We start from the raw sequence: 26754 nt of genomic DNA, 5'->3' as shown, positions 1-26754 counted from the left end.
GAAGGGATCCTCTATGAAGCAAATTCGAATGCTTGCCCAGTATTACGTCGACCTGATGATGAAGCTTGGGCTGGTGCGTTTCTCTATGCTGCTTGCGCTGGCACTGGTCGTTCTGGCCATTGTCGTGCAAATGGCCGTCACCATGGTTCTGCATGGTCAGGTCGAGAGTATCGACGTCATCCGCTCCATCTTCTTTGGCTTGCTTATTACCCCCTGGGCGGTCTATTTCCTTTCCGTGGTGGTTGAACAGCTGGAAGAGTCCCGACAGCGATTGTCTAAGCTGGTCGATAAACTGGAAGAGATGCGCGAGCGCGACCTGAAGCTCAACGTCCAGCTTAAAGACAACATTGCGCAGCTGAACCAGGAGATTTCAGATCGTGAGAAGGCGGAGGCCGAGCGCCAGGCCACGCTGGAGCAGCTGAAAATCGAAATGAAAGAGCGCGAGGTCACGCAGATCCAGCTTGAGCAGCAATCCTCTTTCCTGCGGTCGTTCCTCGATGCTTCGCCGGATCTGGTGTTTTACCGTAATGAGGATAAAGAGTTTTCCGGCTGTAACCGGGCGATGGAGTTGCTCACCGGGAAAAGTGAGAAGCAGCTGATTAACCTGAAACCGCAGGACGTTTACTCTGAAGAGGCGGCCGCCAAGGTCATGGAGACGGACGAAAAAGTATTCCGCCATAACGTCTCTCTGACCTATGAACAGTGGCTGGATTACCCGGACGGACGCAAAGCCTGCTTTGAGATCCGTAAGGTGCCCTACTATGACCGCGTGGGGAAACGCCATGGCCTGATGGGCTTTGGCCGCGACATTACCGAGCGTAAGCGCTATCAGGATGCCCTGGAGCGCGCCAGCCGCGACAAGACTACCTTTATCTCTACTATCAGCCACGAGCTGCGTACGCCGCTTAACGGCATTGTCGGGCTGAGCCGTATTTTGCTGGATACCGACCTGACCGCAGAGCAGGAAAAATACCTCAAGACTATCCATGTTTCGGCGGTCACGCTGGGTAATATCTTCAACGATATTATCGATATGGATAAGATGGAGCGCCGTAAAGTTCAGCTTGATAATCAGCCTGTTGATTTCACCAGCTTCCTTGCCGATCTGGAAAACCTGTCCGGCCTGCAGGCGCAGCAGAAGGGGCTAAGTTTTGTCATGGAGCCAACCCTGCCGCTGCCGCATAAAGTGGTGACTGACGGCACGCGTTTGCGCCAGATCCTGTGGAACCTGATCAGCAACGCGGTGAAATTTACCCAGAAGGGGCAGGTTGCGGTGCGCATCCGCTTTGACGAAGGCGACATGCTGCACTTTGAGGTAGAGGACTCCGGGATGGGTATTCCGCAGGAGGAGCAGGACAAAATCTTCGCCATGTACTACCAGGTGAAGGACAGCAACGGCGGAAAACCAGCTACCGGAACGGGCATTGGCCTGGCGGTCTCTAAACGACTGGCGAAGAGCATGGGGGGCGATATCACCGTTGCCAGCCAGCCGGGTAAAGGGTCAACCTTCACGCTGACGGTCCATGCGCCGGCGGTGGCGGAAGAGGTAGAAGATACCTTTGAAAATGACGATATGCCGCTGCCTGCGCTGCACGTCCTGCTGGTGGAAGACATTGAGCTGAACGTGATCGTGGCGCGCTCCGTGCTGGAAAAACTGGGCAACAGCGTGGATGTCGCGATGACCGGTAAAGCCGCGCTGGAGATGTTTAAACCCGGCGAATACGATCTTGTTCTGCTGGATATTCAGTTACCGGATATGACCGGGCTGGATATCTCGCGCGAGCTGACGCGTCAGTACGCGGCCGACGAACTGCCGCCGCTGGTTGCCCTGACGGCGAACGTACTGAAAGATAAAAAAGAGTATCTCGATGCCGGTATGGACGATGTACTCAGCAAGCCGCTGGCGGTGCCTGCTCTGACCGCCATGATTAAGAAGTTCTGGGATACCCATGATGAAGAGGAGAGCACCATGACGTCTGTTGATAGCGCAAAAGCCCAAACGATACTCGATACCGCGATGCTGGAGCAGTACATCGATCTGGTCGGCCCGAAACTGATTACTGATGGTCTGGCGGTGTTCGAAAAAATGATGCCGGGCTATCTGAGCGTGCTGGAATCCAACCTGACGGCGCGTGATCAGAAGGGCATTGTGGAAGAAGGACATAAAATTAAAGGTGCCGCCGGCTCGGTTGGCCTACGCCACCTGCAGCAGCTGGGTCAACAGATTCAGTCGCCTGATTTACCTGCATGGGAAGATAACGTGGGTGATTGGGTTGAAGAGATGAAGCAAGAGTGGCAAAACGATGTGGCGGTGCTTAAAGCCTGGGTTGACGCCAGAAAAAAATGACCCCGGATTAACCGGGGTGCGCGAATACTGCGCCAACACCAGGGAAATCGTGGCTGCGCCTGTTTTTAAACGTTATTTTCGAAAGGGCGCTGCCTGAAAAATTTAGGCCGCACGCAGATAAGATAGCAAATCTTAAATGGTTTGTTACATGAATCAGTGAAATGTGTGAAGCATAGCGTTTTAATCAAAATTATTAATGTGCTTCAGCAAGTTGCAGAAAAGGATTGTCATGATGAAAAAGATTGGTGTCGTGCTGAGCGGATGCGGTGTTTACGATGGTTCTGAAATACACGAAGCCGTCATTACGCTGCTGGCCCTGGCTAAGCAGGGAGCAGAGGTTATTTGTTTTGCGCCAGACAAAAATCAGGCGGATGTGATTAACCATCTGACCGGTGAGCCGATGGCGGAAACCCGTAATGTACTGATTGAAGCCGCGCGTATTGCGCGAGGTGATATCCATCCTCTTATCCAGGCAGCCCCTACAGAGCTTGATGCGCTCATTGTGCCGGGTGGGTTTGGCGCGGCCAAAAATCTCAGTACCTTTGCTGCGCAGGGCGCGGAGTGTCAGATCGATCCTCATCTGAAAGCGCTGTCGCAGGCTATGCATGCGGCAGGAAAACCGCTGGGCTTTATCTGTATCGCACCGGCGATGTTGCCTAAGATTTTTGATTTCCCGCTGCGCCTGACCATCGGGACGGATATTGATACCGCAGATATCGTCGAGGAAATGGGGGGTGAACACGTTCCGTGCCCGGTAGATGACATTGTGGTTGATGAAGATAACAAAATTGTCACCACGCCTGCGTATATGCTGGCGAAGAATATTGCAGAAGCGGCTATGGGGATCGAAAAGCTGGTCGCCCGCGTGCTGGTGTTGGCTGAATGAGTCGTCAATCCGGTGCCGGCGCGTGGGTAAAACGTACCCTGTTGCGCATCGTTCTGGTGCTGGCGGTGTTTTGGGGCGGTGGACTCGCCCTGTTCAGCATTATGCCAGTCCCGTTCTCTACCGTGATGGTTGAGCGCCAGCTCGGCGCGTGGCTCAGCGGCGATTTCAGCTATGTTGCCCACTCTGACTGGGTAAGCATGGACGAGATCTCGCCGTTCATGGGGCTGGCGGTCATCGCGGCGGAGGACCAGAAATTCCCGGAGCACTGGGGGTTCGACGTGGCGGCCATTGAGAAGGCGCTAGCCCATAACGAACGCCATGAAAACCGCGTGCGCGGTGCCTCAACCTTGTCGCAGCAGACGGCCAAAAATCTGTTTCTGTGGGACGGCCGCAGCTGGGTGCGAAAGGGGCTGGAAGCGGGGTTGACCCTGGGGATGGAAACGGTCTGGAGCAAAAAGCGCATTCTGACCGTCTATCTCAACGTCGCTGAATTTGGCGACGGTATTTTTGGCGTGGAAGCTGCCGCGCGGCGTTATTTCAATAAGCCAGCCAGCCGTCTGAGCATGTCAGAAGCAGCACTTCTGGCCGCTGTCTTACCGAATCCCATCCGCTTTAAAGCCAGCGCCCCATCAGGGTACGTGCGAAGCCGTCAGGCGTGGATCCTACGCCAGATGAATCAGCTGGGTGGAGAGGGTTTTATGCAGCGTAATAATCTTATGTAGGGCGGGTAAGCGCAGCGCCACCCGCCGAAGGGGCGAACGCTAGTCTTCGTCAAATCCGGCGTTAAACAGGGCAATCACCGCAGCCAGCGCTTCCTCTTCCTGAGGTCCTGTGGCTTCGACTTCAATCTGGCGCCCTTTGGCGGAATCCAGCATTAGCAGGGCGATCACGCTGTTCGCTTCCGCTTCGGTACCTTCGTCATTCCGCAGCAGAACCTCAGCATCGAAACCCTGCATCAGCTCAAACAGTTTCATCGCCGGACGCGCATGCATACCCAGCTTATTGGTGATCTCAACGGTTTGTTTTACGGTCATGTTTTACGTTTTTCCAGCGTGCGATGACGGGACTGAACGTTCTTCCCGCGCGAGCGGAAATAGTCGGCCAGCTGTTCGGCGATATAAACCGAACGATGTTTACCGCCGGTACAGCCAATCGCCACCGTCAGGTAGCTACGATTGTTTGTCTCCAGCATAGGTAACCATAGCTCAAGGTAGCTTCGCGTCTGGTAGATAAAATTGTGAACTTCTGTGTGCCGGTCGAGGAAGGCCGCGACGGGTTTATCCAGACCGGTCATGGGACGCAGCTTCGGATCCCAGTGCGGGTTCGGCAGGAAGCGCACGTCGAAAACGTAATCCGCATCAATCGGAATACCGTGCTTAAATCCGAAGGATTCGAACACCATCGTCAGTTCGCGCTCGCGCTTGCCCAACAGTCGGGTACGCAGCATTTCCGCCAGCTCGTGAACGGACATCTCAGAGGTGTCGACAATCAGGTCGGCACGAGAACGCAGCGGCTCCAGCAGGTCGCTCTCTTCATCGATAGCGCTCTCCAGAGAGAGGTTCTTACTGGAAAGCGGGTGCAAACGACGGGTATCGCTGTAGCGACGGATCAGCGTATTGCGGTCTGCATCAAGGAACAGCAACTGAGGCGAGAACGCATCAGGCAGGTTGCTCATGGCCTGTTCGAAGATCTCTGGCGATTCAGGCATGTTACGGACGTCGATACTGACGGCGGCAGAGGTTTGTCTCTCCGCAAGCGTGCGGGCCAGGTCGGGCAATAACACGACCGGCAGGTTATCTACGCAGTAAAAACCCATGTCTTCCAGCGCGCGCAGAGCAACGGATTTCCCCGACCCTGAACGGCCACTGACAATCATCAGCACCATGTTCCGTTTCTCCTCAGGACAACAGATGTGAAGGCCATCTCCTGGTTATGCATCATCCTGATTGCCTTCTGCTTCAGTGATAATCTGATAGAGCTCTTCATCACTTTGGGCCGAGCGCAGCCGACGGCAAATGGTTTTATCGGCCAGACGTTTTGCGACCAGCGACAGCGTATGCAGATGGGTTTTCGTCTGGTCGGCAGGCACCAGCAGCGCGAAGAGGAGATCGACGGGCTGGTTATCAATGGCATCGAAGGCGATGGGTGTTTCAAGTTGCACAAACACACCAACGGCACGCAGAGTATCCTCTTCCAGTTTGCCGTGCGGTATCGCGATGCCGTTGCCGATACCGGTACTGCCCATTTTTTCACGGGTCAGAATCGCTTCGAATACCACCTGCGGCGGCAGGCCCAGCTGTTTTGCGGCCAGTTCACTGATGATCTCCAGCGCACGTTTTTTGCTCTGGCAGTGAACCGCACTGCGGGTACATTCCTGGTTAAGGACATTGCTCAGTTGAAGAGCGGAATCGTTGTTCATCATAATTTCACCTAAGCGCTAACTGTACAAATGGCCTGTTGTGTTTCACAACAGGCCGTCCTGCACCCGTTAACTGCCCGGACAATTAGTGTTGTTTCAGTTTATCTTTATGTTTATTGAGCTGTCGTGCAAGCTTATCAATCAAGCCGTCGATAGCAGCGTACATGTCTTGCCCTTCCGCACTGGCATGCAGTTCACCCCCGTTAACATGCAGGGTGGCATCCGAGATATGAGTCACTTTCTCCACTTTCAACACAATATAGACCTGATTGATCCTTTCGAAATACTGCTCGAGTTTTGCAAACTTCGCGTTCACAAAGTCGCGTAAAGCCTCAGTAATTTCGACGTTTTGTCCAGTGATGTTGAGCTGCATAGTGTCTTCCTTATCGGTTGTGTCAGACCAGCTGTTTACGCTGGTTGGACGGCGGAATGGATAAAGACTCTCGATACTTCGCAACAGTACGACGTGCCACCATAATACCCTGATCGGACAGCATGGTGGTTAACTTACTGTCGCTTAGTGGCTTCGCGGGGTTCTCCGCGGCGATCAACTTCTTCACCAGGGCACGAATGGCCGTTGACGACGCTTCGCCGCCGCCCTCGGTATTCACATGGCTGGAGAAGAAATACTTAAGCTCAAAAATACCGCGTGGACTGTGCAGATACTTCTGCGTGGTGACACGGGAAATGGTTGATTCATGCATTTCGACGGCCTGGGCGATATCCGCCAGTACCATCGGTTTCATATACTCTTCGCCCTGCTCAAAGAACGCCTGCTGCTGTTCGACAATACAGCGGCTGACGCGTAGCAGCGTATCATTTCGGCTCTCCAGACTTTTGATCAGCCATCGCGCTTCCTGCAAATTGCTACGAATATATTGATTGTCGGAGTCGTTACGCACGCTGGTGCACATGGAGGCATACTGCTGGTTGATTTGCAGGCGAGGGATGCTGTCTGAATTCAGTTCAACGACCCAGCGGCCATTGTGTTTTCTGACCAGCACATCCGGGATGACGTACTCGGGCTCGCTGGTCTGGATCGACTGTCCCGGGCGCGGATCGAGCGACTGGATCAGATTCACCGCTTCTTTCAGCACCTCTTCCTTCAGGCGCGTGACGCGCATCAGGGAGCGGAAATCGTGGTTAGCCAACAGATCCAGATGATCGCTGATGATTAAGCGCGCCTCGTCGAGCCACGGCGTCTCTTTGCTGAACTGAGAAAGCTGGATCAGCAGGCAGTCGCGCAGATCTTTTGCGGCCACGCCTACCGGATCGAAACGCTGGATGCGCTTCAGAACGGCTTCAACTTCCTCAAGCTCTATCTCGTCGTCGCCCATGCTTTCCAGAATATCGTCCAGCGTGACGGTCAAATAGCCAGTGTCGTCAACGGCATCGACAATTGAGGTGGCAATCGCGCGGTCGGTATCGGAGAAGGGTGTGAGTTCCACCTGCCACATCAGGTAATCCTGCAGTGACTGGGTGGTTTCGCCCTGGTAGACCGGTAGCTCATCATCCTGGTAGTCTGCACGCGTACCGGAAGGGGTTCCGGCGGTGTAGATTTCATCCCAGCTGGCATCCAGCGGAAGCTCGTCCGGCATCTCTTTTTGTTCGAGTGCATCCGCGGTGTCGAGCGCTTCTGTATCCTGCGATTGCTGGGTATCTACCTCGTCATGAAGATCGGTTTGTTCCAGCAGGGGGTTGCTGTCCAGCGCCTGCTGGAGCTCCTGCTGAAGTTCTAACGTGGACAGTTGCAACAGGCGAATTGCCTGCTGTAGCTGCGGCGTCATCGCCAGTTGTTGGCTGAGCCTTAATTGCAAACCTTGCTTCATGTTCAGAGCATTTTTCTCCGGTTCGGCGTTACGTTACCTCTACCCTATCAGAGTCTGAAGTCTTCCCCAAGATAGACGCGCTTAACATGATCGTCTTCGAGGATCTGCTGTGGCGTACCGTGGGCGATCAGATTGCCCTGGCTCACAATATACGCGCGTTCACACACGGCCAGCGTTTCACGGACGTTGTGGTCGGTGATCAGTACGCCAAGCCCGCTGTCACGCAGGTGTTCAATGATACGTTTAATGTCGATAACCGAGATTGGGTCAACGCCCGCAAACGGTTCATCCAGAAGGATAAACTTCGGGTTTGCGGCCAGCGCACGGGCAATCTCAACGCGGCGGCGTTCGCCCCCGGAGAGAGCCTGACCGAGGCTGTCGCGCAGATGCTCAATGTGGAACTCTTCCATCAGCTCGTTGGCACGATCCTGACGCTGTTCGCTGGTCAGATCGTTACGAATTTGCAGGACCGCCATCAGGTTATCGTAAACGCTAAGACGACGGAAAATGGAGGCTTCCTGCGGCAGGTAGCCGATCCCGCGACGTGCGCGCGCGTGCAGCGGCAGAAGACTGATGTCTTCATCGTCAATGACAATGTTGCCGGCATCGCGCGGCACAATGCCAACGACCATGTAGAAAGTGGTGGTTTTACCCGCACCGTTAGGGCCAAGCAGCCCTACAATTTCGCCGGAGTTGACGGTCAGACTGACATCTTCTACGACACGGCGGCCCTTATAGGCCTTCGCGAGATTTTTTGCAGTTAATGTTGCCATAACGAATTAGTTACTCTTCTTCTGTGCCGGGGCCTGGCCTTTGCCTTTGTCCTGCAGCTGCGACGGAACCAGTACGGTGGTGACGCGTTTGCCTTTCTCGCTGGAGGCCTGCATTTTTTGCTCTTTCACCAGATAGGTAATCTGGTCGCCGGTAATGTTGCTGTCCAGCTGTTCCAGGTACGCATTACCGGTCAGGATGACCAGGTCCTTCGCCAGCTCATAGTGCATGTGCGTAGCGTGACCTTTCACCGGCTTGCCGTTGTCCTGCATCTGGTAGAAGGTGGCCGGGTTACCGTAACCATCAATGATCTCTTTGCCTTGCTCGCCACCCGGACGGGTCACGACCACTTTGTCCGCGTTAATTTTGATGGTGCCCTGAGTCATGACGACGTTACCCGTGAAGGTGACGACGTTGCCCTGCATATCGAGAGACTGGGTATCGGACTCGATATGGATCGGTTGGTCGGTATCGCCCGTTACAGCAAGCGCGGGGAGACTGGTCGCCAGCATCGCGCTGGCGATAATTACTTTAAGGCTGAGTTTGTTTGTTTTGAATTTCATAGGAGGTTCTAACCTTTTCAATCAGCTCGGCGTTTTTGCTGCGTAAGTTCCCGCGCATTCTCAAACCGCTGGAATTAAATGTTGTGCCATACAGTGTGACCAGATCCTGCGACGTCACGTCCTGGGTTACCAGGTTGATCTGGGCATTATCCGTCGTAATTTTTCGTAGCTGCGAGTCAGCGGTCAGGGCGTTGACTTCAACGTGGCCATACAGATAAAGCATACGGTCATTTGTCAGTTTTGCCCGATCTGACTTAATTGACCACGTCGGCACTTTGTCCTTATCAAATGTGGTCATGACAGGTTGGGTAAACCACGAAATACCATCATCTGAAAAATATTCAACATGCTGGGCAATCAGGCGATAGTTCAGCGCGCCTTCAGGGCTGTAGACCACGGTGTCGCTGTGATCGCTTTTATAGGTTGGATCGTTATTGTTGATCACTTCCGTTTGCGTATCGTCGCGATCGGCAAGGTTCACGCCAATCAATACCAGTGCGACAAGCGAAAGCAAAATGATAATCCAACGTCTGGTTTTACTCATATCGATTGCCCTTTGGCCTCATCAAGCTTGCCCTGCGCCAGCAGGAGCAGATCGCAGACTTCACGTACGGCACCGCGGCCCCCGTTGATGTGGGTAACGTAGTCAGCGCGCGGGATCAGCAGCGGATGCGCATCGGCAACGGCGATGCTCAGCCCAACTTCAGCCATCACGGGCCAGTCAATCAGATCGTCCCCGACGTAGGCCACGTTTTCCGGTGCGATAGCCAGTTTACCCAGTAAATCCTTAAACGCCGCCATCTTATCGGATTGCCCCTGATACAGATGGGTAATGCCTAAGGTTTCACAGCGGTCTTCTACCAGTTTAGCTTTTCGCCCGGTGATGATAGCCACCTCAATACCTGAGGTGAGCGCACAGCGGATACCGTAGCCGTCGCGAACGTTAAATGCTTTCAGCTCTTCACCATTATTGCCCATGTAAATCAGGCCGTCGGAGAGTACCCCATCCACATCCAGGATGAGCAGACGAATGTTTTCCGCCTTTGCCATCATCTGGGTACTGACCGGACCATAACAGGTTGCAAGGGATGCACCCGCATTACTCATTGTCTTATCCTTCATTACACTACGCCTGCGCGCAGCAGATCATGCATATGTACCACACCCAGCAACTGGTCGCCATCGGCAACCATAACGGAGGTGATATGGCGGGACTGCATCAGGTTCAGCACATCCACGGCCAGCGTACCCGGACGCACGCGGATACCGCCTGGCGTCATCACGTCGGTAATGCCGAGCGTGCGGACATCGACACCCATGTCGAACACGCGACGCAGGTCGCCATCGGTGAAGATCCCCTGAATTTTCATCAGATCGTCGCACACGACCGTCATACCCAGATTCTTGCGGGTGATTTCCAGCAGCGCATCACGCAGGGAGGCTTCTTTACTGACGTGAGGGATCTCATCCCCGGTGTGCATAATATCGTTTACCCGAAGCAGCAGCTTGCGCCCCAGCGCACCGCCCGGGTGGGAAAGCGCGAAATCTTCCGGCGTAAAACCACGGGCTTCGAGCAGCGCGACGGCAAGCGCATCACCCATGACCAGCGCGGCGGTGGTGCTGGACGTCGGCGCCAGGCCGAGCGGGCAGGCCTCCTTGGGCACTTTCACGCACAGGTGAATGTCGGCCGCACGCGCCATGCTGCTTTCCGGACGGCTGGTCATGCAAATAAGCGGCACCTGCAGGCGCTTCAGTACCGGGATCAACGCCAGGATCTCATTGGACTCACCGGAGTTGGACAGCGCGATGACGATATCCTGCGGCGTGACCATACCCAGATCGCCGTGCGCGGCTTCCCCCGGGTGCACAAAGAAGGACGAGGTGCCGGTACTGGCAAACGTTGCCGCCATTTTGCGTCCAATGTGGCCGGACTTACCCATCCCCATCACCACGACTTTGCCGGCACAGTAGAATATCTTCTCACATGCCAGACTAAAATCCTGATTAATGTACTGATCTAACTGCGCCAGACCTTCACGTTCAATCTCCAGAACGTCTTTGCCTGCTTTCTGAAAGTCAAAACCCGGCTGCAATTCTATTTGCGACATAATGCGTTTCCGTTACCCAGAGAGAAGAGGCGAGAGCCAGTACAGCATCGCCATCCATACGATAAATCCACCCGTCAGCAGCGCGCCTGCGCCTTTGCCGATCTGTCGTTGCCGCCGCCAGCAGAGCAGGGCAAATATCACGCTGACCAATAACATCACGCCGTAGTCGCGTGAGAACGCCAGGGGATTAAAGGGCCCTGGCGTAATCAGGGCCGGCAGCCCCATCACAATGGCGATATTAAATATGTTGGAACCGATGATATTACCAATGGCAATGTCATCCTCACCTTTGCGTGCCCCCGCAATGGCCGTGGCCAGCTCCGGCAGGCTGGTACCGATGGCAATCACCGTCAGGCCAATGGTCAGTTCACTGATGGCGAAATAGTTCGCCAGCACCGTCGCGTTATCCACGACCATACGCGTTGCCATCGGCATGATGATCAGCGCAACACCAAGCCACAGCAGGGCAACAGGCAGCGTGCCTTCTCGCGGAAGTTCGGCGACCTGCTCACGCGTGAGGCTATCCTGGCCCTGCTTTTCAGCCAGACGGGCGATTTTAACACTATACAGCAGCCAAATAACGGCCAGCGCCAGCAAGAAAATGCCGTCGCTGTAGCTCAGTACACCATCGTAAAATACGCACCCTGCCAGCAGACTTACGATTAACATTAGCGGCAATTCACGGCGCAGAACATCAGAATGCACGCGAAATGGATGGAGCAGTGCCGCCAGGCCTAAAATCAAGAGTATATTGACGATGTTAGAGCCAATCGCAGTGCCGACTGCCAGGTCTAACTGGCCATGCAGCGATGCCGAGACAGAGACGATGATTTCAGGAAGTGACGTTCCAACACTGACCACGGTCATCCCGATGACGACAGGCGGTACGCCCGTCAGGCGACACAGGATAGATGCAGCAAACACTAAACGGTCAGCACTGTAGACCACCAAAAGTAAACCAATTATTAACAGTGCTGTTGCTAAAAGCATCAAAAGTCCTTTCTTCAGGTATACTCGTCGGTCCATCGCGCGGAAATGGCTGGACTGCATACAGTCTGAGGCGTAACGAATTCCTAATTTTGACTTTATGCGCCGGAAAAGTAAAACAAATGCCAGCTTTCGCTAACCTCAACGGCTATTATTCTGTAAAAATGCGGAGTTGAGGGCTGATTCAGGCAGCATGCCTTAATGTGAGCAGGGTAATAAAGGAACCATAAATGAGCCAAACGATGGCGAATTTAGTCGATGTTCGCGGTGTGAGTTTTTCTCGCGCCAACAGATTGATATTTGATGATATTTCGTTGACCGTACCGCGTGGCAAGATCACTGCCATCATGGGGCCGTCCGGGATCGGTAAAACGACCCTGTTGCGCCTTATTGGTGGGCAGATCCCACCGGATAGCGGTGAAATTCTCTTTGATGGCGAAAACATCCCTGAGATGTCACGCTCGCGCCTGTATACTGTCCGCAAACGCATGAGCATGCTCTTTCAGTCTGGAGCCTTGTTCACCGACATGAATGTCTTTGATAACGTGGCCTATCCGCTGCGCGAGCATACCAGCCTGCCGCCTGAACTGCTGAAAAGCACGGTGATGATGAAGCTTGAAGCCGTCGGTTTGCGGGGCGCCGCGAAACTGATGCCTTCAGAGCTATCCGGGGGGATGGCGCGCCGCGCCGCGCTGGCGCGAGCCATTGCACTCGAACCTGATTTAATCATGTTTGACGAACCGTTCGTTGGACAGGATCCCATCACGATGGGCGTGCTGGTGAAGCTCATCTCTGAACTGAACAGTGCGCTTGGCGTCACCTGCATTGTGGTATCTCACGATGTACCGGAAGTATTGAGCATTGCCGATTACGCCTATATCGTGGCGGACAAAAAGATCGTCGCGCACGGTAGCGCTCAGGCGCTGCAGGAGAATTGCGATCCGCGCGTGCGGCAGTTCCTCGACGGTATTGCCGATGGCCCTGTGCCGTTCCGCTACCCGGCGGGCGACTATCGTGACGATTTACTGGGAATAGGGAGTTAAGCCACTCATGCTGTTAAATGCGTTGGCCGCTCTCGGACACCGTGGCATAAAAACCATCAGGACGTTCGGGCGTGCCGGATTGATGTTATTCAACGCGCTGGTCGGCAAGCCGGAATTCCGTAAGCACGCACCGCTGCTGGTGCGGCAGCTTTATAATGTCGGCGTGCTGTCGATGCTCATCATCATTGTCTCCGGTCTTTTTATCGGTATGGTGCTTGGGCTACAGGGCTATCTTGTTCTGACAACCTACAGTGCGGAAACCAGCCTCGGGATGCTGGTGGCGCTCTCGCTGCTGCGAGAACTGGGGCCGGTTGTGGCGGCGCTGTTGTTCGCCGGGCGTGCGGGGTCGGCATTAACGGCAGAAATTGGCCTGATGCGTGCGACCGAGCAGCTCTCCAGCATGGAGATGATGGCGGTCGATCCGCTACGTCGCGTGATCTCGCCGCGTTTCTGGGCTGGGGTGATCTCTTTACCGTTACTGACTATTCTGTTTGTCGCCGTGGGTATCTGGGGCGGTTCGCTGGTTGGCGTGCACTGGAAAGGCATTGATGCCGGTTTCTTCTGGTCCGCGATGCAGGACGCCATTGACCTGCGAATGGATCTGGTTAACTGCCTGATTAAAAGCGTGGTATTTGCCATTACGGTCACGTGGATTGCATTGTTCAATGGTTACGATGCCATCCCGACGTCGGCGGGCATTAGCCGTGCAACTACACGTACCGTCGTACATTCGTCGCTGGCCGTACTGGGTCTGGATTTTGTGCTCACCGCACTGATGTTTGGGAATTGAGTTCATGCAAACGAGAAAAAATGAAATTTGGGTCGGTGTATTCCTGCTTTTGGCGCTGCTGGCCGCGCTGTTCATCTGCCTGAGAGCGGCGGATATTACGTCTGTGCGCACCGAGCCGACGTATCGCATCTATGCCACCTTCGATAACATCGGCGGGCTGAAGGCGCGTTCACCGGTCCGTATTGGCGGCGTGGTGATCGGACGCGTAACGGACATTACGCTCGATGAGAAAACCTATCTGCCACGCGTCGCGATGGATATCGAAGAGCGTTATAACCATATCCCGGACACCAGTTCCCTTTCTATCCGTACTTCCGGCCTGCTGGGTGAACAATATCTGGCGCTTAACGTCGGTTTTGAAGACCCCGAGCTGGGAACGACTATCCTTAAAGACGGTAGCGTCATTCAGGATACGAAATCCGCGATGGTTCTGGAGGATATGATTGGTCAGTTCCTTTACAACAGCAAAGGGGATGAGAAAAAATCCGATGCAGCCCCTGCGCAGAGCGAAGAGCATACCGACGCCGCACCGACACCTGGTGCTGCGAATTAATTTCAGGAGAAGTCATTCATGTTTAAACGACTGTTAATGGTTGCCATGCTGGTCATCGCCCCTCTTACCGCCGCCCACGCTGCGGATCAGAGTAACCCGTACAAACTGATGGACGAAGCGGCGAAGAAGACCTTCGACCGTCTTACAAACGAACAGCCTAAAATTCGTGCTAATCCTGATTATCTGCGTGAAGTCGTTGACCAGGAACTGCTGCCGTATGTGCAGATAAAATATGCGGGTGCGCTGGTGCTGGGACGTTATTACAAAGACGCGACCCCTGCGCAGCGTGAGGCCTACTTTGCCGCGTTCCGTGAATACCTGAAACAGGCTTATGGCCAGGCGCTGGCGATGTACCACGGTCAGACCTATCAGATTGCGCCTGAGCAGCCGCTGGGTGATGCGACCATCGTGCCTATCCGCGTAACGATCAACGATCCTAACGGCCGTCCGCCGGTTCGTCTGGATTTCCAGTGGCGTAAAAACAGCCAGACCGGCCACTGGCAGGCGTATGACATGATCGCCGAAGGCGTAAGCATGATCACCACCAAACAGAACGAGTGGAGTGACCTGCTGCGCACTAAGGGTATTGATGGCCTGACCGCGCAGCTGCAGTCCATTGCTCGTCAGAAAATCACGCTGGACGAGAAGAAGTAATGTCACAGCAACTCAGCTGGTCGCGTGAAGGCGAGACATTAAAGCTGTCCGGTGAGCTGGATCAGGATCTGCTGAACCCCTTATGGGATAAACGCCATGAGGCCATGCAGGGCGTGACGCTTATCGACTTAACCGACATCACACGGGTCGATACGGCAGGCGTTGCGCTGCTTGCCCATCTGGTTGCGGTAGGGAAAAAGCAGGGGGCGAGCGTCACGCTTCGCGGCGCGAGCGATAATGTCGTTACCCTGGCGCAGCTCTACAATCTGCCTCAGGACGTATTGCCTCGTTAATATTTTCAGTGCGTTACTTCCGAAAGCCCTGACAGTTTCATCGTCGGGGCTTTTTGCTTGTTTAAGACGACGCCACTTTGCTCTAAGATGTTGGGCTTGTTTTCACTATCAGATGATTAAGAACCCATGGAAAATCATGAAATCCAGACAGTGCTGATGAATGCACTCTCCCTTCAGGAAGCCCACGTCACTGGCGATGGCAGTCACTTCCAGGTTATTGCTGTGGGTGAGATGTTCGACGGTATGAGCCGTGTGAAGAAACAGCAGGCTGTGTACGCGCCGCTGATGGAATATATTGCGGATAACCGCATCCACGCCCTGTCGATTAAAGCGTTCACCCCGCAAGAGTGGGCACGCGATCGCAAACTAAACGGTTTTTGAGCTGAGGGCGACAGGCCCGCAGCACGGTTGAATTTATAAGAGAGCACACAATGGATAAATTTCGTGTACAGGGGCCAACGCGTCTCCAGGGCGAAGTCACAATTTCTGGCGCGAAAAACGCCGCGCTGCCAATCCTCTTTGCTGCGCTGCTCGCGGAAGAGCCGGTAGAAATTCAGAACGTACCGAAGCTGAAAGATATCGATACCACCATGAAGCTGCTCACCCAGTTGGGCACGAAAGTCGAGCGTAACGGTTCCGTCTGGATCGACGCCAGCAAGGTGAACAACTTCTCTGCCCCTTACGATCTGGTGAAAACCATGCGTGCATCCATCTGGGCGCTTGGCCCACTCGTGGCGCGTTTTGGTCAGGGTCAGGTCTCTCTGCCGGGCGGCTGCGCTATCGGTGCGCGTCCGGTTGACCTGCACATCTTTGGTCTGGAAAAACTGGGCGCAGAGATCAAGCTGGAAGAAGGCTACGTTAAAGCGTCCGTCAATGGTCGTCTGAAAGGCGCGCACATTGTCATGGACAAAGTGAGCGTGGGCGCAACGGTGACCATTATGTCTGCGGCGACGCTGGCAGAAGGGACCACTATCATCGAAAACGCCGCGCGCGAACCGGAAATTGTGGATACCGCCAACTTCCTCGTGGCGCTGGGTGCGAAGATCACCGGTCAGGGTACCGACCGTATCACCATCGAAGGCGTTGAGCGTCTGGGCGGTGGTGTTTATCGCGTTCTGCCGGACCGTATCGAAACCGGTACCTTCCTGGTCGCTGCCGCGATCTCTGGCGGGAAGATTGTTTGTCGCAACGCGCAGCCCGATACCCTGGATGCGGTGCTGGCGAAACTGCGCGATGCGGGTGCGGATATCGAAATCGGTGAAGACTGGATCAGCCTTGATATGCACGGCCAGCGTCCAAAAGCGGTCAATGTGCGGACGGCACCGCATCCGGCGTTCCCAACGGACATGCAGGCGCAGTTCACCCTGTTGAACCTGGTCGCCGAAGGTACTGGCTTCATCACAGAAACCATTTTCGAAAACCGCTTTATGCACGTACCGGAGCTGATCCGTATGGGTGCGCATGCTGAGATCGAAAGTAATACCGTGATTTGCCATGGCGTTGAGAAACTGTCAGGTGCTCAGGTGATGGCAACCGATCTGCGTGCGTCTGCAAGCCTGGTGCTGGCGGGTTGTATCGCGGAAGGCACAACGATCGTGGATCGTATTTATCACATCGATCGTGGTTATGAGCGTATCGAAGATAAACTGCGCGCGCTGGGTGCCAATATCGAGCGTGTGAAGGGCGAGTAATCGTTCCGGCAGCCCCCTGCCAGCAATGACCGGGGGGTTGCTGTTCCTGTCAAAAACGCATTACTTCTGCGGTTCTCTTTTTGCCTTTCTCTGGCGAATCATGCGCGTTCTGTCGATAAATTCATGGGTGATGGGATCGTGGTAGCGCGAAGGCCAAATCACCCACGGATGCGTATCCAGCGCCGTCGCGATGATTAATTCTCCCTTGGGCCAGGGGCGGGTGAGGGCGTTTGCCAGAGTTGAAGAACTCAGTCCATGGCGGCGGGACTCTGCTGCCAGTGAAGTGCCTCTTTTGCGCAGTGCGGCAATAATATCAGCCGTGTGCCAGTCGATAAATTTCGTATCCATAACGCCGTCCTTAAGTTCGGATTCACCTACGCCGTTTCTTCTGAAACGACGGGGTTAATATACCCATTTCAAGCTTTTGTTCTAAAAAGTTCGCGTTACTTGAAGGGATATTCAGAATAAGACATGGCTTTATTCATGCGGTCTCTAAACCGATGGATTTACAGGAATACGTAATTTACAGGATTTTTCTGGAATCCCCCCGCCATGGTCGCGGGGAGAAACAAGGAGGGTTAACGGTCGCGCTGAACGGCGATGTGGGCAAGACCTATCAATGCCTCGCGCCAAGGGCTGTCGGGAATGACCTGGAGAGCTTCGATGGCTTTGTCGGCTTCTTCTTCCGCACGCTGCCGCGTCCATTCCAGCGATCCGCAGATAGCCATGGTTTCCAGCACAGGTTCCAGAAGATGGCGGCCATTTCCCTGCTCAATCGCTTCACGGATCATTTTCGCCTGTTCGGCTGTTCCGTTACGCATGGCATGAAGCAGCGGCAGGGTCGGTTTGCCTTCATTAAGGTCATCTCCCACGTTTTTGCCGAGCGTCTCGCCGTCCGCACTGTAGTCCAGCAAATCATCAATCAGCTGGAATGCCGTACCCAGATAGCGACCATAGTCCTGCAGGCCTTTTTCCTGTGCTTCGGTACAGTCAGCCAGAATGCCGGAACACTGGGCCGCCGCTTCAAACAGGCGCGCGGTTTTGCTGTAGATCACGCGCATGTAGTTTTCTTCGGTGATGTCCGGGTCGTTGACGTTCATCAGCTGCAGCACTTCGCCTTCAGCAATGACGTTTACGGCTTCGGACATCACTTCCAGCACTTTCAGGGAGCCCAGACTGGTCATCATCTGGAAGGCGCGGGTGTAGATAAAGTCCCCCACCAGTACGCTGGCTGCGTTCCCGAACGCGGCGTTAGCCGTGGCTTTGCCACGACGCATATCCGATTCATCCACCACATCGTCGTGCAGAAGCGTCGCCGTGTGGATAAATTCGATGAGCGCTGCGATAGTGATGTGGGCATTTCCCTGATAACCAACGGCTCTGGCAGCCAGAATGGCGATCATCGGACGAATGCGTTTACCACCGCCGCTGACAATGTAATAGCCCAACTGATTGATCAGCTGGACGTCAGAGTTGAGTTGCTCCAGGATTGCTGCATTCACACCCGCCATATCTTGCGCGGTTAACTCGTTGATTTTTTCTAAATTCATCGCAAAAGCCGGGCTTTTTATCCTGTTGATCCCATCTTCAATGGGGTAACGAAGGGTTTCGGTTTATCAATAGTAGTGCTGATTGTACTGAAAAAACGGCTCAGATAAACGTTACCGTACGTGTTGTGTTTTTTTTCTTCATGTATTGACGGTAGCACTTGTCAAAGGCTCGCGTTTTGCGTAATATTCGCGCCCTATTGTGAATATTTATAGCGCACTCTGAATCATACGAGGATGTGCGCGGAAGCGGAGTTTATATGTACGCGGTTTTCCAAAGTGGTGGTAAACAACACCGAGTAAGCGAAGGTCAGACCGTTCGCCTGGAAAAGCTGGACATCGCAACTGGCGAATCTGTTGAGTTCGCAGAAGTTCTGATGATCGCAAACGGTGAAGAAGTCAAAATCGGCGTTCCTTTCGTTGATGGCGGCGTTATCAAAGCTGAAGTTGTTGCACACGGTCGTGGCGAGAAAGTTAAAATCGTTAAGTTTCGTCGTCGTAAGCACTACCGTAAGCAGCAGGGCCACCGTCAGTGGTTCACTGATGTGAAAATTACTGGCATCAGCGCCTAAGACCTGAGGAGAGATTTAAATGGCACATAAAAAGGCTGGCGGCTCCACACGTAACGGTCGCGATTCAGAAGCTAAACGCCTGGGCGTTAAGCGTTTCGGTGGCGAATCCGTTCTGGCGGGTAGCATCATCGTTCGTCAACGTGGTACCAAATTCCACGCTGGCAACAACGTAGGTTGCGGTCGTGACCACACTCTGTTTGCTAAAGCAGACGGTAAAGTGAAATTTGAAGTTAAAGGCCCGAACAACCGTAAATACATCAGCATCGTTGCTGAGTAAGGTTTTCTCGGTCCGGTAACGGATTAAAGCCCCGCAACCTGTTGCGGGGCTTTTTACATTGGAAACCCGGTAATTTTTTCTGTAGGGAAAACGGGCATGAAGCAGCAGGCCGGCATAGGAATTCTTTTGGCGCTCACCACCGCAATGTGCTGGGGTGCGCTGCCAATTGCAATGAAGCAGGTGCTGGAAGTGATGGAGCCGCCTACGGTGGTCTTTTATCGCTTTCTGATGGCAAGCATCGGCCTCGGGGCGATTCTGGCCGTCAAAGGTAAGCTTCCACCCTTGCGGCTCTTCCGTAAACCGCGCTGGCTGGTGCTGCTGGCTATCGCGACGGGCGGTCTGTTCGGTAACTTCATCCTGTTCAGTTCTTCCCTGCAATATCTTAGCCCCACGGCGTCGCAGGTAATAGGTCAGCTTTCGCCGGTGGGCATGATGGTCGCCAGCGTCTTTATCCTCAAGGAGAAGATGCGCGGTACGCAGATTATCGGGGCGAGCATGCTGCTGTGCGGTCTGGTGATGTTCTTCAACACCAGTCTGATCGAGATTTTTACCCGCCTGACGGATTACACATGGGGTGTCATTTTCGGTGTGGGGGCAGCAACGGTCTGGGTGAGCTATGGCGTCGCGCAAAAGGTGTTATTGCGTCGACTTGCCTCACAGCAGATCCTCTTTTTGCTGTACACTTTGTGTACAATAGCATTGCTGCCATTAGCGAAGCCGGGTGTGATTACTCAGCTTAGCGACTGGCAACTGGCGTGCCTCATTTTTTGTGGGCTGAACACGCTGGTCGGTTATGGCGCGCTGGCCGAAGCGATGGCGCGCTGGCAGGCAGCACAGGTGAGCGCGTTGATCACGCTTACCCCGCTGTTTACGCTGTTATTTTCAGATTTGTTATCAATGGCCTGGCCCGATGTCTTCGTCAGACCGATGCTCAACCTGTTGGGTTATCTCGGTGCGTTTGTCGTGGTTGCGGGCGCGATGTATTCCGCCATTGGTCATCGTCTTTGGGGACGTTGGCGCAAAAATGAAGCGGTTGTAGTAGTCCCCCGCTCAGGCGAATGAGTTACGGAGAGTAAAATGAAGTTTGTTGATGAAGCGACGATCCTGGTCGTGGCTGGTGATGGCGGCAACGGTTGCGTGAGCTTCCGCCGTGAAAAGTATATCCCTCGTGGCGGTCCTGATGGCGGCGACGGTGGGGATGGTGGTGACGTGTGGCTGGAGGCGGATGAGAACCTCAACACGCTGATCGACTACCGTTTCGAAAAATCCTTCCGCGCTGAACGTGGCCAGAACGGCCAGAGCCGTGACTGTACCGGGAAACGCGGTAAAGACGTCACCATTAAGGTTCCGGTCGGTACGCGTGTGATTGACCAGGGAACCGGTGAAACCATGGGTGACATGACCAAACACGGTCAGCGCCTGATGGTAGCGAAAGGCGGCTGGCACGGACTGGGTAACAGCCGTTTCAAATCTTCCGTTAACCGTACGCCGCGTCAGAAAACGATGGGTACCCCGGGCGATAAGCGCGACCTGCAGCTGGAGCTGATGCTTCTGGCTGACGTGGGCATGCTGGGTATGCCAAACGCCGGTAAATCAACGTTCATTCGTGCCGTCTCTGCGGCGAAACCGAAAGTGGCGGACTATCCGTTTACCACGCTGGTACCAAGCCTGGGCGTTGTCCGCATGGATAACGAGAAGAGCTTTGTGGTTGCCGATATTCCGGGTCTGATTGAAGGCGCTGCGGAAGGCGCGGGTCTGGGTATTCGCTTCCTGAAACACCTTGAGCGTTGCCGCGTACTGCTGCACCTCATTGATATCGATCCTATCGATGGTTCCGATCCGGTTGAAAACGCCCGCATCATCATCGGTGAGCTGGAAAAATACAGCGAAAAACTGGCGAATAAACCACGCTGGCTGGTCTTCAACAAGATCGACCTGATGGACAAAGCCGAAGCGGAAGCAAAAGCGAAAGCCATTGCTGAAGCGATGGGTTGGGAAGATAAATACTACCTGATCTCTGCGGCAAGCCAGGTTGGCGTGAAAGATCTGTGCTGGGATGTGATGACCTTCATCATTGAGAACCCAATCGTTCAGGCGGAAGAAGCCAAACAGCCTGAAAAAGTCGAATTCATGTGGGATGACTACCACCGCCAGCAGCTCGAAGAGCTGGAAGCGGAAGAAGACGATGAAGACTGGGACGATGACTGGGATGAAGACGACGAAGAAGGCGTCGAGTTCATCTACAAGCACTAATATCTGTCCAAAGCCCCCATTATGGGGGCTTTTTTTATTCCAGCGTCGCAGGCAGCCAGCAGCTGGCGATTAAACCGCCTTCAGCGCCATTCTCAAGCGTGAGCCTGCCGTGGTGAAGCTGGACGATGCGCTGCACGATGCTCAGCCCCAGACCGCTGCCGCCGTAGCGCTGGTCAAGACGGCGGAATGGCTCGGTAATGGACTGCCGGTGCGCTTCATCAATCCCTGGGCCCTGATCGATAACGCTGATCTGCGTCCCCCCGTCGACCTCGGTTAACGTCACTGTAATCGTTGTCCCTGCCGGGCTGTAGCGTCCTGCATTTTCCAGCAGGTTGCGCAGCATCAGGCGCAGGAGCACGGCGTCTCCCTGAACCGTGAGCGCGCTTTTAGCGGGCCAAATTACCGTATGCTCTTTGGCTTCATGACCCAGGCCGAGAGGTTCAATGATATTTTCCGTCCAGCTTACGGTTTCGTAGTGGCCGCTCGCCATTGCCTGTCCGGCCCGGGCCAGCATCAGCAGCTGTTCGACGGTATGCATGAGCTGATCGATACGGCTAATCAGCGTTGCCGCCTGTGGCGCACCAGACTGCGACATCAGCTCCAGATGGAGCCGGATACCGGCAAGAGGCGTTCGAAGCTCGTGCGCGGCGTCTGCAGTGAAGAGACGCTCCTGTTGAATGGTATTGTCCAGCCGGGCGAGGAGCTGGTTCAGGGAGGTCGTCACCGCGCCGATCTCTTCCATATCGGAATACATAGGAAGCGGGGTTAAGTTATCCGCCGAACGGTTAGCCAGGCTGACACGCAGTTTATTCAGGGGCCGGGTGATCCAGGTGACCGCCCAGAAGGAGAAGAGCAGGGTAAAACCGACCATCACCAGAGAAGGGACCAGCAGCGAGGCAATCGCCTCGCGGATCTCTTTCTCGACATGGTTATTACGCGCTTTTGCTGACAGCGTTTCACTGACCAGGAAACTAATCTGCTCACGGCTTTCATGCCACAGCCAGATGACGCTTATCAGCTGGAAAAATAACAGAATGACCGCCAGCAGCACCATCAAACGCCGACGCATGCTGTTCATTTCTGGCTCTCCAGGCGATAGCCAACGCCACGGACGGTTTTGATTCTGTCCTTGCCGAGCTTACGACGCAGGTTGTGAATGTGGACTTCAAGGGTATTTGACCCCGGATCGTCCTGCCAGGAGTAGATATCCTGCTGGAGCGTTTCTCTGTGCACCGTTTGCCCGCTGCGCATGATCAGACGCGTAAGCAAGGCGAACTCTTTTGGTGTTACCTCGACCGCCTGATCCTGGCGCAGTACCTGCTGGGTTTGCAGATTCAGCGTAATATCGCCGTCGGTCAGTAAGTTATCACTATGTCCCTGATAGCGGCGAATCAACGCTCGCACCCGAGCCTGCAGCTCCGCAAGCGCAAAAGGCTTCACCAGGTAATCATCTGCGCCTGCATCGAGGCCGGTGATACGATCCTCAATGGCATCGCGTGCCGTCAGGATCAACACCGGGTTGGCGATACCGCGGCGTCGCCACTGGCTGAGCAGCGTAGCGCCGTCTTTATCAGGCAAGCCCAAATCGAGGATCACCAGACTGTATTCGCCGCTCTGAATCAGGGCGTCCGCCTCCGCTGCGGTGCCGGCACAGTCGAGGGCATACCCTTCATTGGCCAGCCCCAGCGCCAGCCCTTCCTGCAATAACAGATCGTCTTCAACTATAAGTAGTTTCATCGCTAGTTATTCTGGTAGATGTCCTTATAAAGCCTGCTTTCGAAGCGAACAAGCGGAATACGACGATTGCGCTGGTCGGTCGGTTCGACGGCATAGCCGGAAAGATACTGCACGAATGCCATGCGTTGTCCGCTGGCGGTAGTGATGAAGCCTGCAAGGTTGTAAACCCCCTGCAGTGAGCCTGTTTTAGCGGATACTTTGCCATCCACACCGGCAGCGTGAAGCCCGGCGCGGTACTGCAGTGAACCGTCATGCCCGGCCAGCGGCAGCATTGAAATAAAGTTTAGCTCAGTGTCATGCTGTGCAATGTACTGAAGCACCTGCATCATCGTGGCCGGAGAGATCAAATTATGGCGCGATAGTCCGGAGCCATCGACAGCGATGGTATTACCCAGATCGATCCCCGCCTGCTGGCGCAGGATCTGCCGAACCGCGTCTGAACCCGCGCGCCAGGTTCCCGGCACGCCGAAACGGGCGTGACCAATCATGCGAAACACCGTATCGGCAATCATGTTGTCCGACTTTTTCAGCATAATTCGCAATAAATCGTGCAGCGGTGGAGACTGTTTGCTGGCGATGACCGTACCGGGCTGGTTGACCTGCGTCTGACGAAGCAGCGTGCCCGAGTAGGTTATTCCCGCTTGTTTCAGTTCATCTTTCAGGATGGCGCCTGCATAGCTTGCGCCATCCTGTATCGCAAAGGCCAGCGGCAGCGGATCGGCGCGCTGGGTCAGGCAGCCGGTCAGCGTGAAGCGATTAAGATCGCCTGGTACGACGTCCAGCTCACAATATTGCGCATCCGGGGAGCCTTTCGCCAGCGTGCGGACCTGGCTAAACATCGTGACCGGGTAGTAGGACGCTATGCGGATAAACGCTAAATCATCCGGCTTTGGCGAGCTGTAAAGCGAAACCGAGAAGCAGTTACGGTCGACAATCGCGGCGGCGGGCGGGGCGCTAAAGCACTGGGTCATGTCGTTCCACGGCCAGCCTGGGGCTTTATCGTGGCTGGCAAAGATGGACGTGTCGATCAGCACATTGCCATCAATTTTCTGCACGCCAGATTTTTTCAGCACCGCAACCATATTGCGGATATCCTGGCGCTTAAAGGTCGGATCGCCGCCAAAACGGGCGATAAGATCGCCTTTCAGTTCGCCACCCTCGACGTTACCTTTGGTTTCAAGAGTGGTCGTAAAACGGAAGTCAGGCCCGAGCTGGAGCAGGGCGGCGAGGGCAGTGATCACCTTTTGGGTACTGGCAGGCAGCGCCATCTGTTGACTGTGATAGTCAATCTCGGGAGCCTGTGCGCCAACCTTCTGCACCATCAGGGCAAGGTTCGCGCCTGCGGGGAGCTGATTAATGTACTCATCAACATTCGCGGCCTGGGCGGTGAACGTTATACTGGTAGTCAATCCGATGATAAATCTGGAAAATCGCATAATCTCGCGCTAACAACCCGAAAACAAACCGTCATACTACGGTGCATGGCACTGCAAAGTAAACGATGACCCATAGTGAACTTCGCGGTAAAATGCATATCAAATTGAAAAATTGCTGCTGACCTGGGGCATTGCTCCCGGGTCGGTTTTCTTTTTGCTTCTTGCCCGCTTAGGGGGGCAGGAGCAGGGAACACTGCTCCCAACAGGAATGTTTAAGAGGTATAACAAATGCAAGCTATTCCGATGACCTTACGTGGTGCCGAAAAACTGCGCGAAGAGCTGGATTTCCTGAAATCCGTGCGTCGTCCTGAAATCATCGCCGCTATCGCGGATGCGCGCGAGCATGGCGACCTGAAAGAGAATGCTGAATACCACGCCGCGCGTGAGCAGCAGGGCTTCTGTGAAGGGCGTATTAAAGATATCGAAGCAAAACTGTCCAATGCACAGGTTATCGACATCACCAAAATGCCTAACAACGGGCGTGTGATCTTTGGTTCTACCGTGACCGTGCTGAACCTGGACAACGACGAAGAGCAGACCTATCGCATCGTGGGTGATGATGAAGCTGATTTCAAACAGAACCTGATTTCGGTGAACTCGCCGATTGCTCGCGGCCTGATTGGCAAAGAGCAGGACGATGTTGTCACCATCCGCACCCCTGGCGGTGAAGTAGAATACGAAATTATTAAGGTTGAATACCTGTAATTCGCTTCTCTACTAAGATGTTGATACATTGTAAAGAAAAGAAAAAGGCCGCGTAGCGGCCTTTTATCAACTCAAGGAGCATGGCATTTTGCTCGCCTGCTGACAGAAATCCCTCGTTTCACACAGAAAATGTGTTTAATTCAGGATATCCTTAACGTGGCAGCGAGATTTTACGCTCTTTAGACGGGCGGTAGAGCACCAGCGTTTTACCGATGACCTGTACATTACAGGCGCCGGTTTCGCGCACGATGGCTTCCACGATCAGGTTTTTAGTGTCTCTGTCTTCAGAGGCGATTTTCACCTTGATCAGCTCGTGGTGTTCCAGCGCTTGTTCAATCTCGGCAAGCACCCCTTCGGTCAAACCATTGTTGCCAAGCATCACTACAGGCTTGAGCGGATGTGCCAGACCTTTAAGGTGCTGTTTTTGTTTAGTACTCAGATTCATCGTATATTTTTGCTTACGTTGGGATTGAAAACGGTTCATTCTACCGCCATCTCCCTTATATCGCCAAATAGCTGCGTAGAAATTTACGTCACAGGCAAGCAACGATGAACCAGGACGGAAATGTTAAATGACAGGTAAAAAGCGTTCTGCCAGCTCCAGCCGCTGGCTCCAGGAACACTTTAGCGATAAATATGTTCAACAGGCACAGAAAAAGGGGTTGCGTTCCCGTGCCTGGTTTAAACTTGATGAAATACAGCAAAGTGACAAACTTTTTAAGCCGGGGATGACGGTTGTTGACCTCGGTGCGGCACCTGGCGGATGGTCCCAGTATGCGGTCACGCAGATCGGCGGAACGGGCCGAATCATCGCGTGCGATCTTTTACCAATGGATCCCATCGTCGGTGTCGACTTCCTTCAGGGCGACTTTCGTGATGAATTAGTGCTGAAAGCGTTACTTGATCGTGTAGGTGACAGTAAGGTCCAGGTTGTCATGTCAGATATGGCACCAAATATGTGCGGAACACCGGCGGTGGATATCCCCCGCGCCATGTATCTGGTGGAGCTAGCGTTAGAAATGTGTCGTGATGTACTAGCGCCTGGTGGTAGTTTTGTTGTGAAGGTGTTTCAGGGCGAAGGTTTCGAGGAGTATCTTAAGGAAATTCGCTCCCTGTTTGCGAAGGTCAAAGTTCGTAAGCCGGACTCTTCCCGGGCCCGTTCCCGTGAAGTGTATATTGTAGCGACCGGGCGAAAATGATAACCGGGAGATTTCAGACGAAAGTTTGAATGAAACTGGATATAGAGTATCCTGACGCTGTTTTTAACACAGTTGTAATATGAGGTTAATCCCT

33 protein-coding genes are annotated in these 26754 nt (G+C 54.2%); 16 read left to right on the top strand and 17 right to left on the bottom strand.

Features of this window, described 5'->3' with window-relative positions:
* Positions 1 to 13: 13 nt before the first annotated feature.
* The 3 genes from arcB (at position 14) to mtgA (ending at position 3955) form a co-directional block, all read left to right on the top strand.
* Positions 14 to 2347 carry an aerobic respiration two-component sensor histidine kinase ArcB gene (arcB, locus tag OTG14_RS20230; RefSeq protein WP_267215672.1) on the top strand — a complete coding sequence of 778 codons (2334 nt, stop codon included), beginning with the start codon at positions 14 to 16 and terminating at the stop codon, positions 2345 to 2347.
* A 232-nt stretch (positions 2348 to 2579) separates the two neighbouring features.
* Entirely contained in the window at positions 2580 to 3233 is a 654-nt protein-coding gene (gene elbB, locus OTG14_RS20225) for an isoprenoid biosynthesis glyoxalase ElbB (RefSeq protein WP_267215671.1), read from the top strand.
* Positions 3230 to 3955 carry a monofunctional biosynthetic peptidoglycan transglycosylase gene (gene mtgA, locus OTG14_RS20220; protein WP_061716412.1) on the top strand — a complete coding sequence of 242 codons (726 nt, stop codon included), beginning with the start codon at positions 3230 to 3232 and terminating at the stop codon, positions 3953 to 3955. Before elbB ends, mtgA begins: the two co-directional genes overlap by 4 nt.
* A gap of 39 nt (positions 3956 to 3994) precedes the next feature.
* On the opposite strand, the gene npr is transcribed toward mtgA, so the two are convergent.
* From npr to OTG14_RS20165, 11 genes are all read right to left on the bottom strand, one after another.
* The gene (npr, locus tag OTG14_RS20215; RefSeq protein ID WP_003861872.1) at positions 3995 to 4267 is read right to left on the bottom strand and encodes a PTS phosphocarrier protein NPr; all 273 of its coding nucleotides are present in this window, start codon (positions 4265 to 4267) and stop codon (positions 3995 to 3997) included.
* Positions 4264 to 5118 (bottom strand): RNase adapter RapZ, encoded by an 855-nt coding sequence (rapZ, locus tag OTG14_RS20210; protein ID WP_014885397.1) that lies wholly within the window; start codon positions 5116 to 5118, stop codon positions 4264 to 4266. Before rapZ ends, npr begins: the two co-directional genes overlap by 4 nt.
* A gap of 45 nt (positions 5119 to 5163) precedes the next feature.
* Positions 5164 to 5655 carry a PTS IIA-like nitrogen regulatory protein PtsN gene (gene ptsN, locus OTG14_RS20205; protein ID WP_008501443.1) on the bottom strand — a complete coding sequence of 164 codons (492 nt, stop codon included), beginning with the start codon at positions 5653 to 5655 and terminating at the stop codon, positions 5164 to 5166.
* Between the two features lie 82 nt (positions 5656 to 5737).
* Positions 5738 to 6025 (bottom strand): ribosome hibernation promoting factor, encoded by a 288-nt coding sequence (gene hpf / locus OTG14_RS20200; protein WP_008501444.1) that lies wholly within the window; start codon positions 6023 to 6025, stop codon positions 5738 to 5740.
* Positions 6026 to 6047: 22 nt separating this feature from the next.
* Entirely contained in the window at positions 6048 to 7481 is a 1434-nt protein-coding gene (gene rpoN / locus OTG14_RS20195) for an RNA polymerase factor sigma-54 (RefSeq protein ID WP_032650397.1), read from the bottom strand.
* 47 nt (positions 7482 to 7528) lie between these two features.
* A complete protein-coding gene (gene lptB / locus OTG14_RS20190) occupies positions 7529 to 8254 on the bottom strand; it encodes an LPS export ABC transporter ATP-binding protein (protein WP_025756692.1) in 726 nt (241 codons plus the stop codon).
* Between the two features lie 6 nt (positions 8255 to 8260).
* Complete coding sequence (gene lptA, locus OTG14_RS20185) at positions 8261 to 8815, bottom strand: lipopolysaccharide ABC transporter substrate-binding protein LptA (protein ID WP_024906352.1); 555 nt, start codon at positions 8813 to 8815, stop codon at positions 8261 to 8263.
* A complete protein-coding gene (lptC, locus tag OTG14_RS20180) occupies positions 8784 to 9359 on the bottom strand; it encodes an LPS export ABC transporter periplasmic protein LptC (RefSeq protein WP_024906353.1) in 576 nt (191 codons plus the stop codon). The genes lptA and lptC overlap by 32 nt, the downstream gene beginning before the upstream one ends.
* Positions 9356 to 9922, bottom strand: coding sequence for a 3-deoxy-manno-octulosonate-8-phosphatase KdsC (kdsC, locus tag OTG14_RS20175; protein WP_023309356.1), 567 nt, complete (start codon positions 9920 to 9922; stop codon positions 9356 to 9358). Before kdsC ends, lptC begins: the two co-directional genes overlap by 4 nt.
* A gap of 14 nt (positions 9923 to 9936) precedes the next feature.
* The gene (kdsD, locus tag OTG14_RS20170) at positions 9937 to 10923 is read right to left on the bottom strand and encodes an arabinose-5-phosphate isomerase KdsD (protein WP_267215670.1); all 987 of its coding nucleotides are present in this window, start codon (positions 10921 to 10923) and stop codon (positions 9937 to 9939) included.
* A 12-nt stretch (positions 10924 to 10935) separates the two neighbouring features.
* Positions 10936 to 11913, bottom strand: a complete 978-nt coding sequence (locus tag OTG14_RS20165) for a calcium/sodium antiporter (protein ID WP_023309354.1) — start codon at positions 11911 to 11913, stop codon at positions 10936 to 10938.
* 227 nt (positions 11914 to 12140) lie between these two features.
* Between OTG14_RS20165 and mlaF the strand changes: the two genes are divergently transcribed.
* The 7 genes from mlaF (at position 12141) to murA (ending at position 16934) form a co-directional block, all read left to right on the top strand.
* Positions 12141 to 12953: a phospholipid ABC transporter ATP-binding protein MlaF gene (gene mlaF, locus OTG14_RS20160; RefSeq protein WP_024906354.1), complete on the top strand. Its 813-nt coding sequence runs from the start codon at positions 12141 to 12143 to the stop codon at positions 12951 to 12953.
* Between the two features lie 7 nt (positions 12954 to 12960).
* On the top strand, positions 12961 to 13743 hold the full coding sequence (mlaE, locus tag OTG14_RS20155) for a lipid asymmetry maintenance ABC transporter permease subunit MlaE (protein WP_010436044.1): 783 nt from the start codon (positions 12961 to 12963) through the stop codon (positions 13741 to 13743).
* Positions 13744 to 13747: 4 nt separating this feature from the next.
* On the top strand, positions 13748 to 14296 hold the full coding sequence (gene mlaD, locus OTG14_RS20150) for an outer membrane lipid asymmetry maintenance protein MlaD (protein WP_024906355.1): 549 nt from the start codon (positions 13748 to 13750) through the stop codon (positions 14294 to 14296).
* An 18-nt stretch (positions 14297 to 14314) separates the two neighbouring features.
* On the top strand, positions 14315 to 14950 hold the full coding sequence (mlaC, locus tag OTG14_RS20145; protein WP_148770239.1) for a phospholipid-binding protein MlaC: 636 nt from the start codon (positions 14315 to 14317) through the stop codon (positions 14948 to 14950).
* Positions 14950 to 15243, top strand: coding sequence for a lipid asymmetry maintenance protein MlaB (mlaB, locus tag OTG14_RS20140; RefSeq protein ID WP_024906357.1), 294 nt, complete (start codon positions 14950 to 14952; stop codon positions 15241 to 15243). Before mlaC ends, mlaB begins: the two co-directional genes overlap by 1 nt.
* Positions 15244 to 15369: 126 nt before the next feature.
* Complete coding sequence (gene ibaG, locus OTG14_RS20135; RefSeq protein WP_008501458.1) at positions 15370 to 15624, top strand: BolA family iron metabolism protein IbaG; 255 nt, start codon at positions 15370 to 15372, stop codon at positions 15622 to 15624.
* 50 nt (positions 15625 to 15674) lie between these two features.
* Positions 15675 to 16934: a UDP-N-acetylglucosamine 1-carboxyvinyltransferase gene (gene murA, locus OTG14_RS20130; RefSeq protein WP_024906358.1), complete on the top strand. Its 1260-nt coding sequence runs from the start codon at positions 15675 to 15677 to the stop codon at positions 16932 to 16934.
* Between the two features lie 60 nt (positions 16935 to 16994).
* On the opposite strand, the gene sfsB is transcribed toward murA, so the two are convergent.
* Complete coding sequence (gene sfsB, locus OTG14_RS20125; RefSeq protein ID WP_024906359.1) at positions 16995 to 17282, bottom strand: DNA-binding transcriptional regulator SfsB; 288 nt, start codon at positions 17280 to 17282, stop codon at positions 16995 to 16997.
* Positions 17283 to 17512: 230 nt separating this feature from the next.
* Complete coding sequence (gene ispB, locus OTG14_RS20120; RefSeq protein ID WP_048989794.1) at positions 17513 to 18484, bottom strand: octaprenyl diphosphate synthase; 972 nt, start codon at positions 18482 to 18484, stop codon at positions 17513 to 17515.
* A 257-nt stretch (positions 18485 to 18741) separates the two neighbouring features.
* Here ispB and rplU point away from each other — a divergent pair, with 257 nt between their 5' ends.
* The 4 genes from rplU to cgtA all read left to right on the top strand — a co-directional run bounded on the left by rplU (position 18742) and on the right by cgtA (position 21583).
* Entirely contained in the window at positions 18742 to 19053 is a 312-nt protein-coding gene (gene rplU, locus OTG14_RS20115; protein ID WP_003025032.1) for a 50S ribosomal protein L21, read from the top strand.
* 19 nt (positions 19054 to 19072) lie between these two features.
* Positions 19073 to 19330 carry a 50S ribosomal protein L27 gene (rpmA, locus tag OTG14_RS20110; RefSeq protein WP_004385076.1) on the top strand — a complete coding sequence of 86 codons (258 nt, stop codon included), beginning with the start codon at positions 19073 to 19075 and terminating at the stop codon, positions 19328 to 19330.
* 96 nt (positions 19331 to 19426) lie between these two features.
* Positions 19427 to 20392 carry a DMT family transporter gene (locus tag OTG14_RS20105; protein WP_014833443.1) on the top strand — a complete coding sequence of 322 codons (966 nt, stop codon included), beginning with the start codon at positions 19427 to 19429 and terminating at the stop codon, positions 20390 to 20392.
* 15 nt (positions 20393 to 20407) lie between these two features.
* Complete coding sequence (cgtA, locus tag OTG14_RS20100; RefSeq protein WP_023333597.1) at positions 20408 to 21583, top strand: Obg family GTPase CgtA; 1176 nt, start codon at positions 20408 to 20410, stop codon at positions 21581 to 21583.
* 34 nt (positions 21584 to 21617) lie between these two features.
* Here cgtA and pmrB read toward each other — a convergent pair whose 3' ends face one another.
* Genes pmrB through dacB form a run of 3 tightly spaced genes read right to left on the bottom strand, consistent with a single transcriptional unit; the run spans position 21618 to position 24756 of the window.
* On the bottom strand, positions 21618 to 22661 hold the full coding sequence (gene pmrB, locus OTG14_RS20095; RefSeq protein ID WP_024906361.1) for a two-component system sensor histidine kinase PmrB: 1044 nt from the start codon (positions 22659 to 22661) through the stop codon (positions 21618 to 21620).
* Positions 22658 to 23320, bottom strand: a complete 663-nt coding sequence (pmrA, locus tag OTG14_RS20090; protein ID WP_024906362.1) for a two-component system response regulator PmrA — start codon at positions 23318 to 23320, stop codon at positions 22658 to 22660. The genes pmrB and pmrA overlap by 4 nt, the downstream gene beginning before the upstream one ends.
* A 2-nt stretch (positions 23321 to 23322) precedes the next feature.
* Positions 23323 to 24756: a serine-type D-Ala-D-Ala carboxypeptidase gene (gene dacB, locus OTG14_RS20085; RefSeq protein ID WP_267215669.1), complete on the bottom strand. Its 1434-nt coding sequence runs from the start codon at positions 24754 to 24756 to the stop codon at positions 23323 to 23325.
* 228 nt (positions 24757 to 24984) lie between these two features.
* On the opposite strand from dacB, the gene greA reads away from it, so the two are divergent.
* Complete coding sequence (greA, locus tag OTG14_RS20080) at positions 24985 to 25461, top strand: transcription elongation factor GreA (RefSeq protein WP_014171793.1); 477 nt, start codon at positions 24985 to 24987, stop codon at positions 25459 to 25461.
* Positions 25462 to 25612: 151 nt separating this feature from the next.
* On the opposite strand, the gene yhbY is transcribed toward greA, so the two are convergent.
* Complete coding sequence (yhbY, locus tag OTG14_RS20075) at positions 25613 to 25906, bottom strand: ribosome assembly RNA-binding protein YhbY (protein ID WP_003861814.1); 294 nt, start codon at positions 25904 to 25906, stop codon at positions 25613 to 25615.
* Positions 25907 to 26033: 127 nt separating this feature from the next.
* Here yhbY and rlmE point away from each other — a divergent pair, with 127 nt between their 5' ends.
* Positions 26034 to 26660, top strand: a complete 627-nt coding sequence (gene rlmE / locus OTG14_RS20070; RefSeq protein ID WP_003861812.1) for a 23S rRNA (uridine(2552)-2'-O)-methyltransferase RlmE — start codon at positions 26034 to 26036, stop codon at positions 26658 to 26660.
* The last annotated feature ends 94 nt before the right edge of the window (positions 26661 to 26754 follow it).

Origin of the sequence: Enterobacter pseudoroggenkampii (assembly GCF_026420145.1) — a bacterium.
GTDB lineage: Bacteria > Pseudomonadota > Gammaproteobacteria > Enterobacterales > Enterobacteriaceae > Enterobacter > Enterobacter pseudoroggenkampii.
Note: the sequence above shows the minus strand (reverse complement) of the source record. Positions and strands in the feature narration are given on the sequence as shown.

Coding starts and splice junctions, on each gene's coding strand:
- arcB (WP_267215672.1), top strand. CDS start 14: ATGAAGCAAATTCGAATGCTTGCCCAGTATTACGTCGACCTGATGATG.
- elbB (WP_267215671.1), top strand. CDS start 2,580: ATGAAAAAGATTGGTGTCGTGCTGAGCGGATGCGGTGTTTACGATGGT.
- mtgA (WP_061716412.1), top strand. CDS start 3,230: ATGAGTCGTCAATCCGGTGCCGGCGCGTGGGTAAAACGTACCCTGTTG.
- npr (WP_003861872.1), bottom strand. CDS start 4,267: ATGACCGTAAAACAAACCGTTGAGATCACCAATAAGCTGGGTATGCAT.
- rapZ (WP_014885397.1), bottom strand. CDS start 5,118: ATGGTGCTGATGATTGTCAGTGGCCGTTCAGGGTCGGGGAAATCCGTT.
- ptsN (WP_008501443.1), bottom strand. CDS start 5,655: ATGATGAACAACGATTCCGCTCTTCAACTGAGCAATGTCCTTAACCAG.
- hpf (WP_008501444.1), bottom strand. CDS start 6,025: ATGCAGCTCAACATCACTGGACAAAACGTCGAAATTACTGAGGCTTTA.
- rpoN (WP_032650397.1), bottom strand. CDS start 7,481: ATGAAGCAAGGTTTGCAATTAAGGCTCAGCCAACAACTGGCGATGACG.
- lptB (WP_025756692.1), bottom strand. CDS start 8,254: ATGGCAACATTAACTGCAAAAAATCTCGCGAAGGCCTATAAGGGCCGC.
- lptA (WP_024906352.1), bottom strand. CDS start 8,815: ATGAAATTCAAAACAAACAAACTCAGCCTTAAAGTAATTATCGCCAGC.
- lptC (WP_024906353.1), bottom strand. CDS start 9,359: ATGAGTAAAACCAGACGTTGGATTATCATTTTGCTTTCGCTTGTCGCA.
- kdsC (WP_023309356.1), bottom strand. CDS start 9,922: ATGAGTAATGCGGGTGCATCCCTTGCAACCTGTTATGGTCCGGTCAGT.
- kdsD (WP_267215670.1), bottom strand. CDS start 10,923: ATGTCGCAAATAGAATTGCAGCCGGGTTTTGACTTTCAGAAAGCAGGC.
- OTG14_RS20165 (WP_023309354.1), bottom strand. CDS start 11,913: ATGCTTTTAGCAACAGCACTGTTAATAATTGGTTTACTTTTGGTGGTC.
- mlaF (WP_024906354.1), top strand. CDS start 12,141: ATGAGCCAAACGATGGCGAATTTAGTCGATGTTCGCGGTGTGAGTTTT.
- mlaE (WP_010436044.1), top strand. CDS start 12,961: ATGCTGTTAAATGCGTTGGCCGCTCTCGGACACCGTGGCATAAAAACC.
- mlaD (WP_024906355.1), top strand. CDS start 13,748: ATGCAAACGAGAAAAAATGAAATTTGGGTCGGTGTATTCCTGCTTTTG.
- mlaC (WP_148770239.1), top strand. CDS start 14,315: ATGTTTAAACGACTGTTAATGGTTGCCATGCTGGTCATCGCCCCTCTT.
- mlaB (WP_024906357.1), top strand. CDS start 14,950: ATGTCACAGCAACTCAGCTGGTCGCGTGAAGGCGAGACATTAAAGCTG.
- ibaG (WP_008501458.1), top strand. CDS start 15,370: ATGGAAAATCATGAAATCCAGACAGTGCTGATGAATGCACTCTCCCTT.
- murA (WP_024906358.1), top strand. CDS start 15,675: ATGGATAAATTTCGTGTACAGGGGCCAACGCGTCTCCAGGGCGAAGTC.
- sfsB (WP_024906359.1), bottom strand. CDS start 17,282: ATGGATACGAAATTTATCGACTGGCACACGGCTGATATTATTGCCGCA.
- ispB (WP_048989794.1), bottom strand. CDS start 18,484: ATGAATTTAGAAAAAATCAACGAGTTAACCGCGCAAGATATGGCGGGT.
- rplU (WP_003025032.1), top strand. CDS start 18,742: ATGTACGCGGTTTTCCAAAGTGGTGGTAAACAACACCGAGTAAGCGAA.
- rpmA (WP_004385076.1), top strand. CDS start 19,073: ATGGCACATAAAAAGGCTGGCGGCTCCACACGTAACGGTCGCGATTCA.
- OTG14_RS20105 (WP_014833443.1), top strand. CDS start 19,427: ATGAAGCAGCAGGCCGGCATAGGAATTCTTTTGGCGCTCACCACCGCA.
- cgtA (WP_023333597.1), top strand. CDS start 20,408: ATGAAGTTTGTTGATGAAGCGACGATCCTGGTCGTGGCTGGTGATGGC.
- pmrB (WP_024906361.1), bottom strand. CDS start 22,661: ATGAACAGCATGCGTCGGCGTTTGATGGTGCTGCTGGCGGTCATTCTG.
- pmrA (WP_024906362.1), bottom strand. CDS start 23,320: ATGAAACTACTTATAGTTGAAGACGATCTGTTATTGCAGGAAGGGCTG.
- dacB (WP_267215669.1), bottom strand. CDS start 24,756: ATGCGATTTTCCAGATTTATCATCGGATTGACTACCAGTATAACGTTC.
- greA (WP_014171793.1), top strand. CDS start 24,985: ATGCAAGCTATTCCGATGACCTTACGTGGTGCCGAAAAACTGCGCGAA.
- yhbY (WP_003861814.1), bottom strand. CDS start 25,906: ATGAATCTGAGTACTAAACAAAAACAGCACCTTAAAGGTCTGGCACAT.
- rlmE (WP_003861812.1), top strand. CDS start 26,034: ATGACAGGTAAAAAGCGTTCTGCCAGCTCCAGCCGCTGGCTCCAGGAA.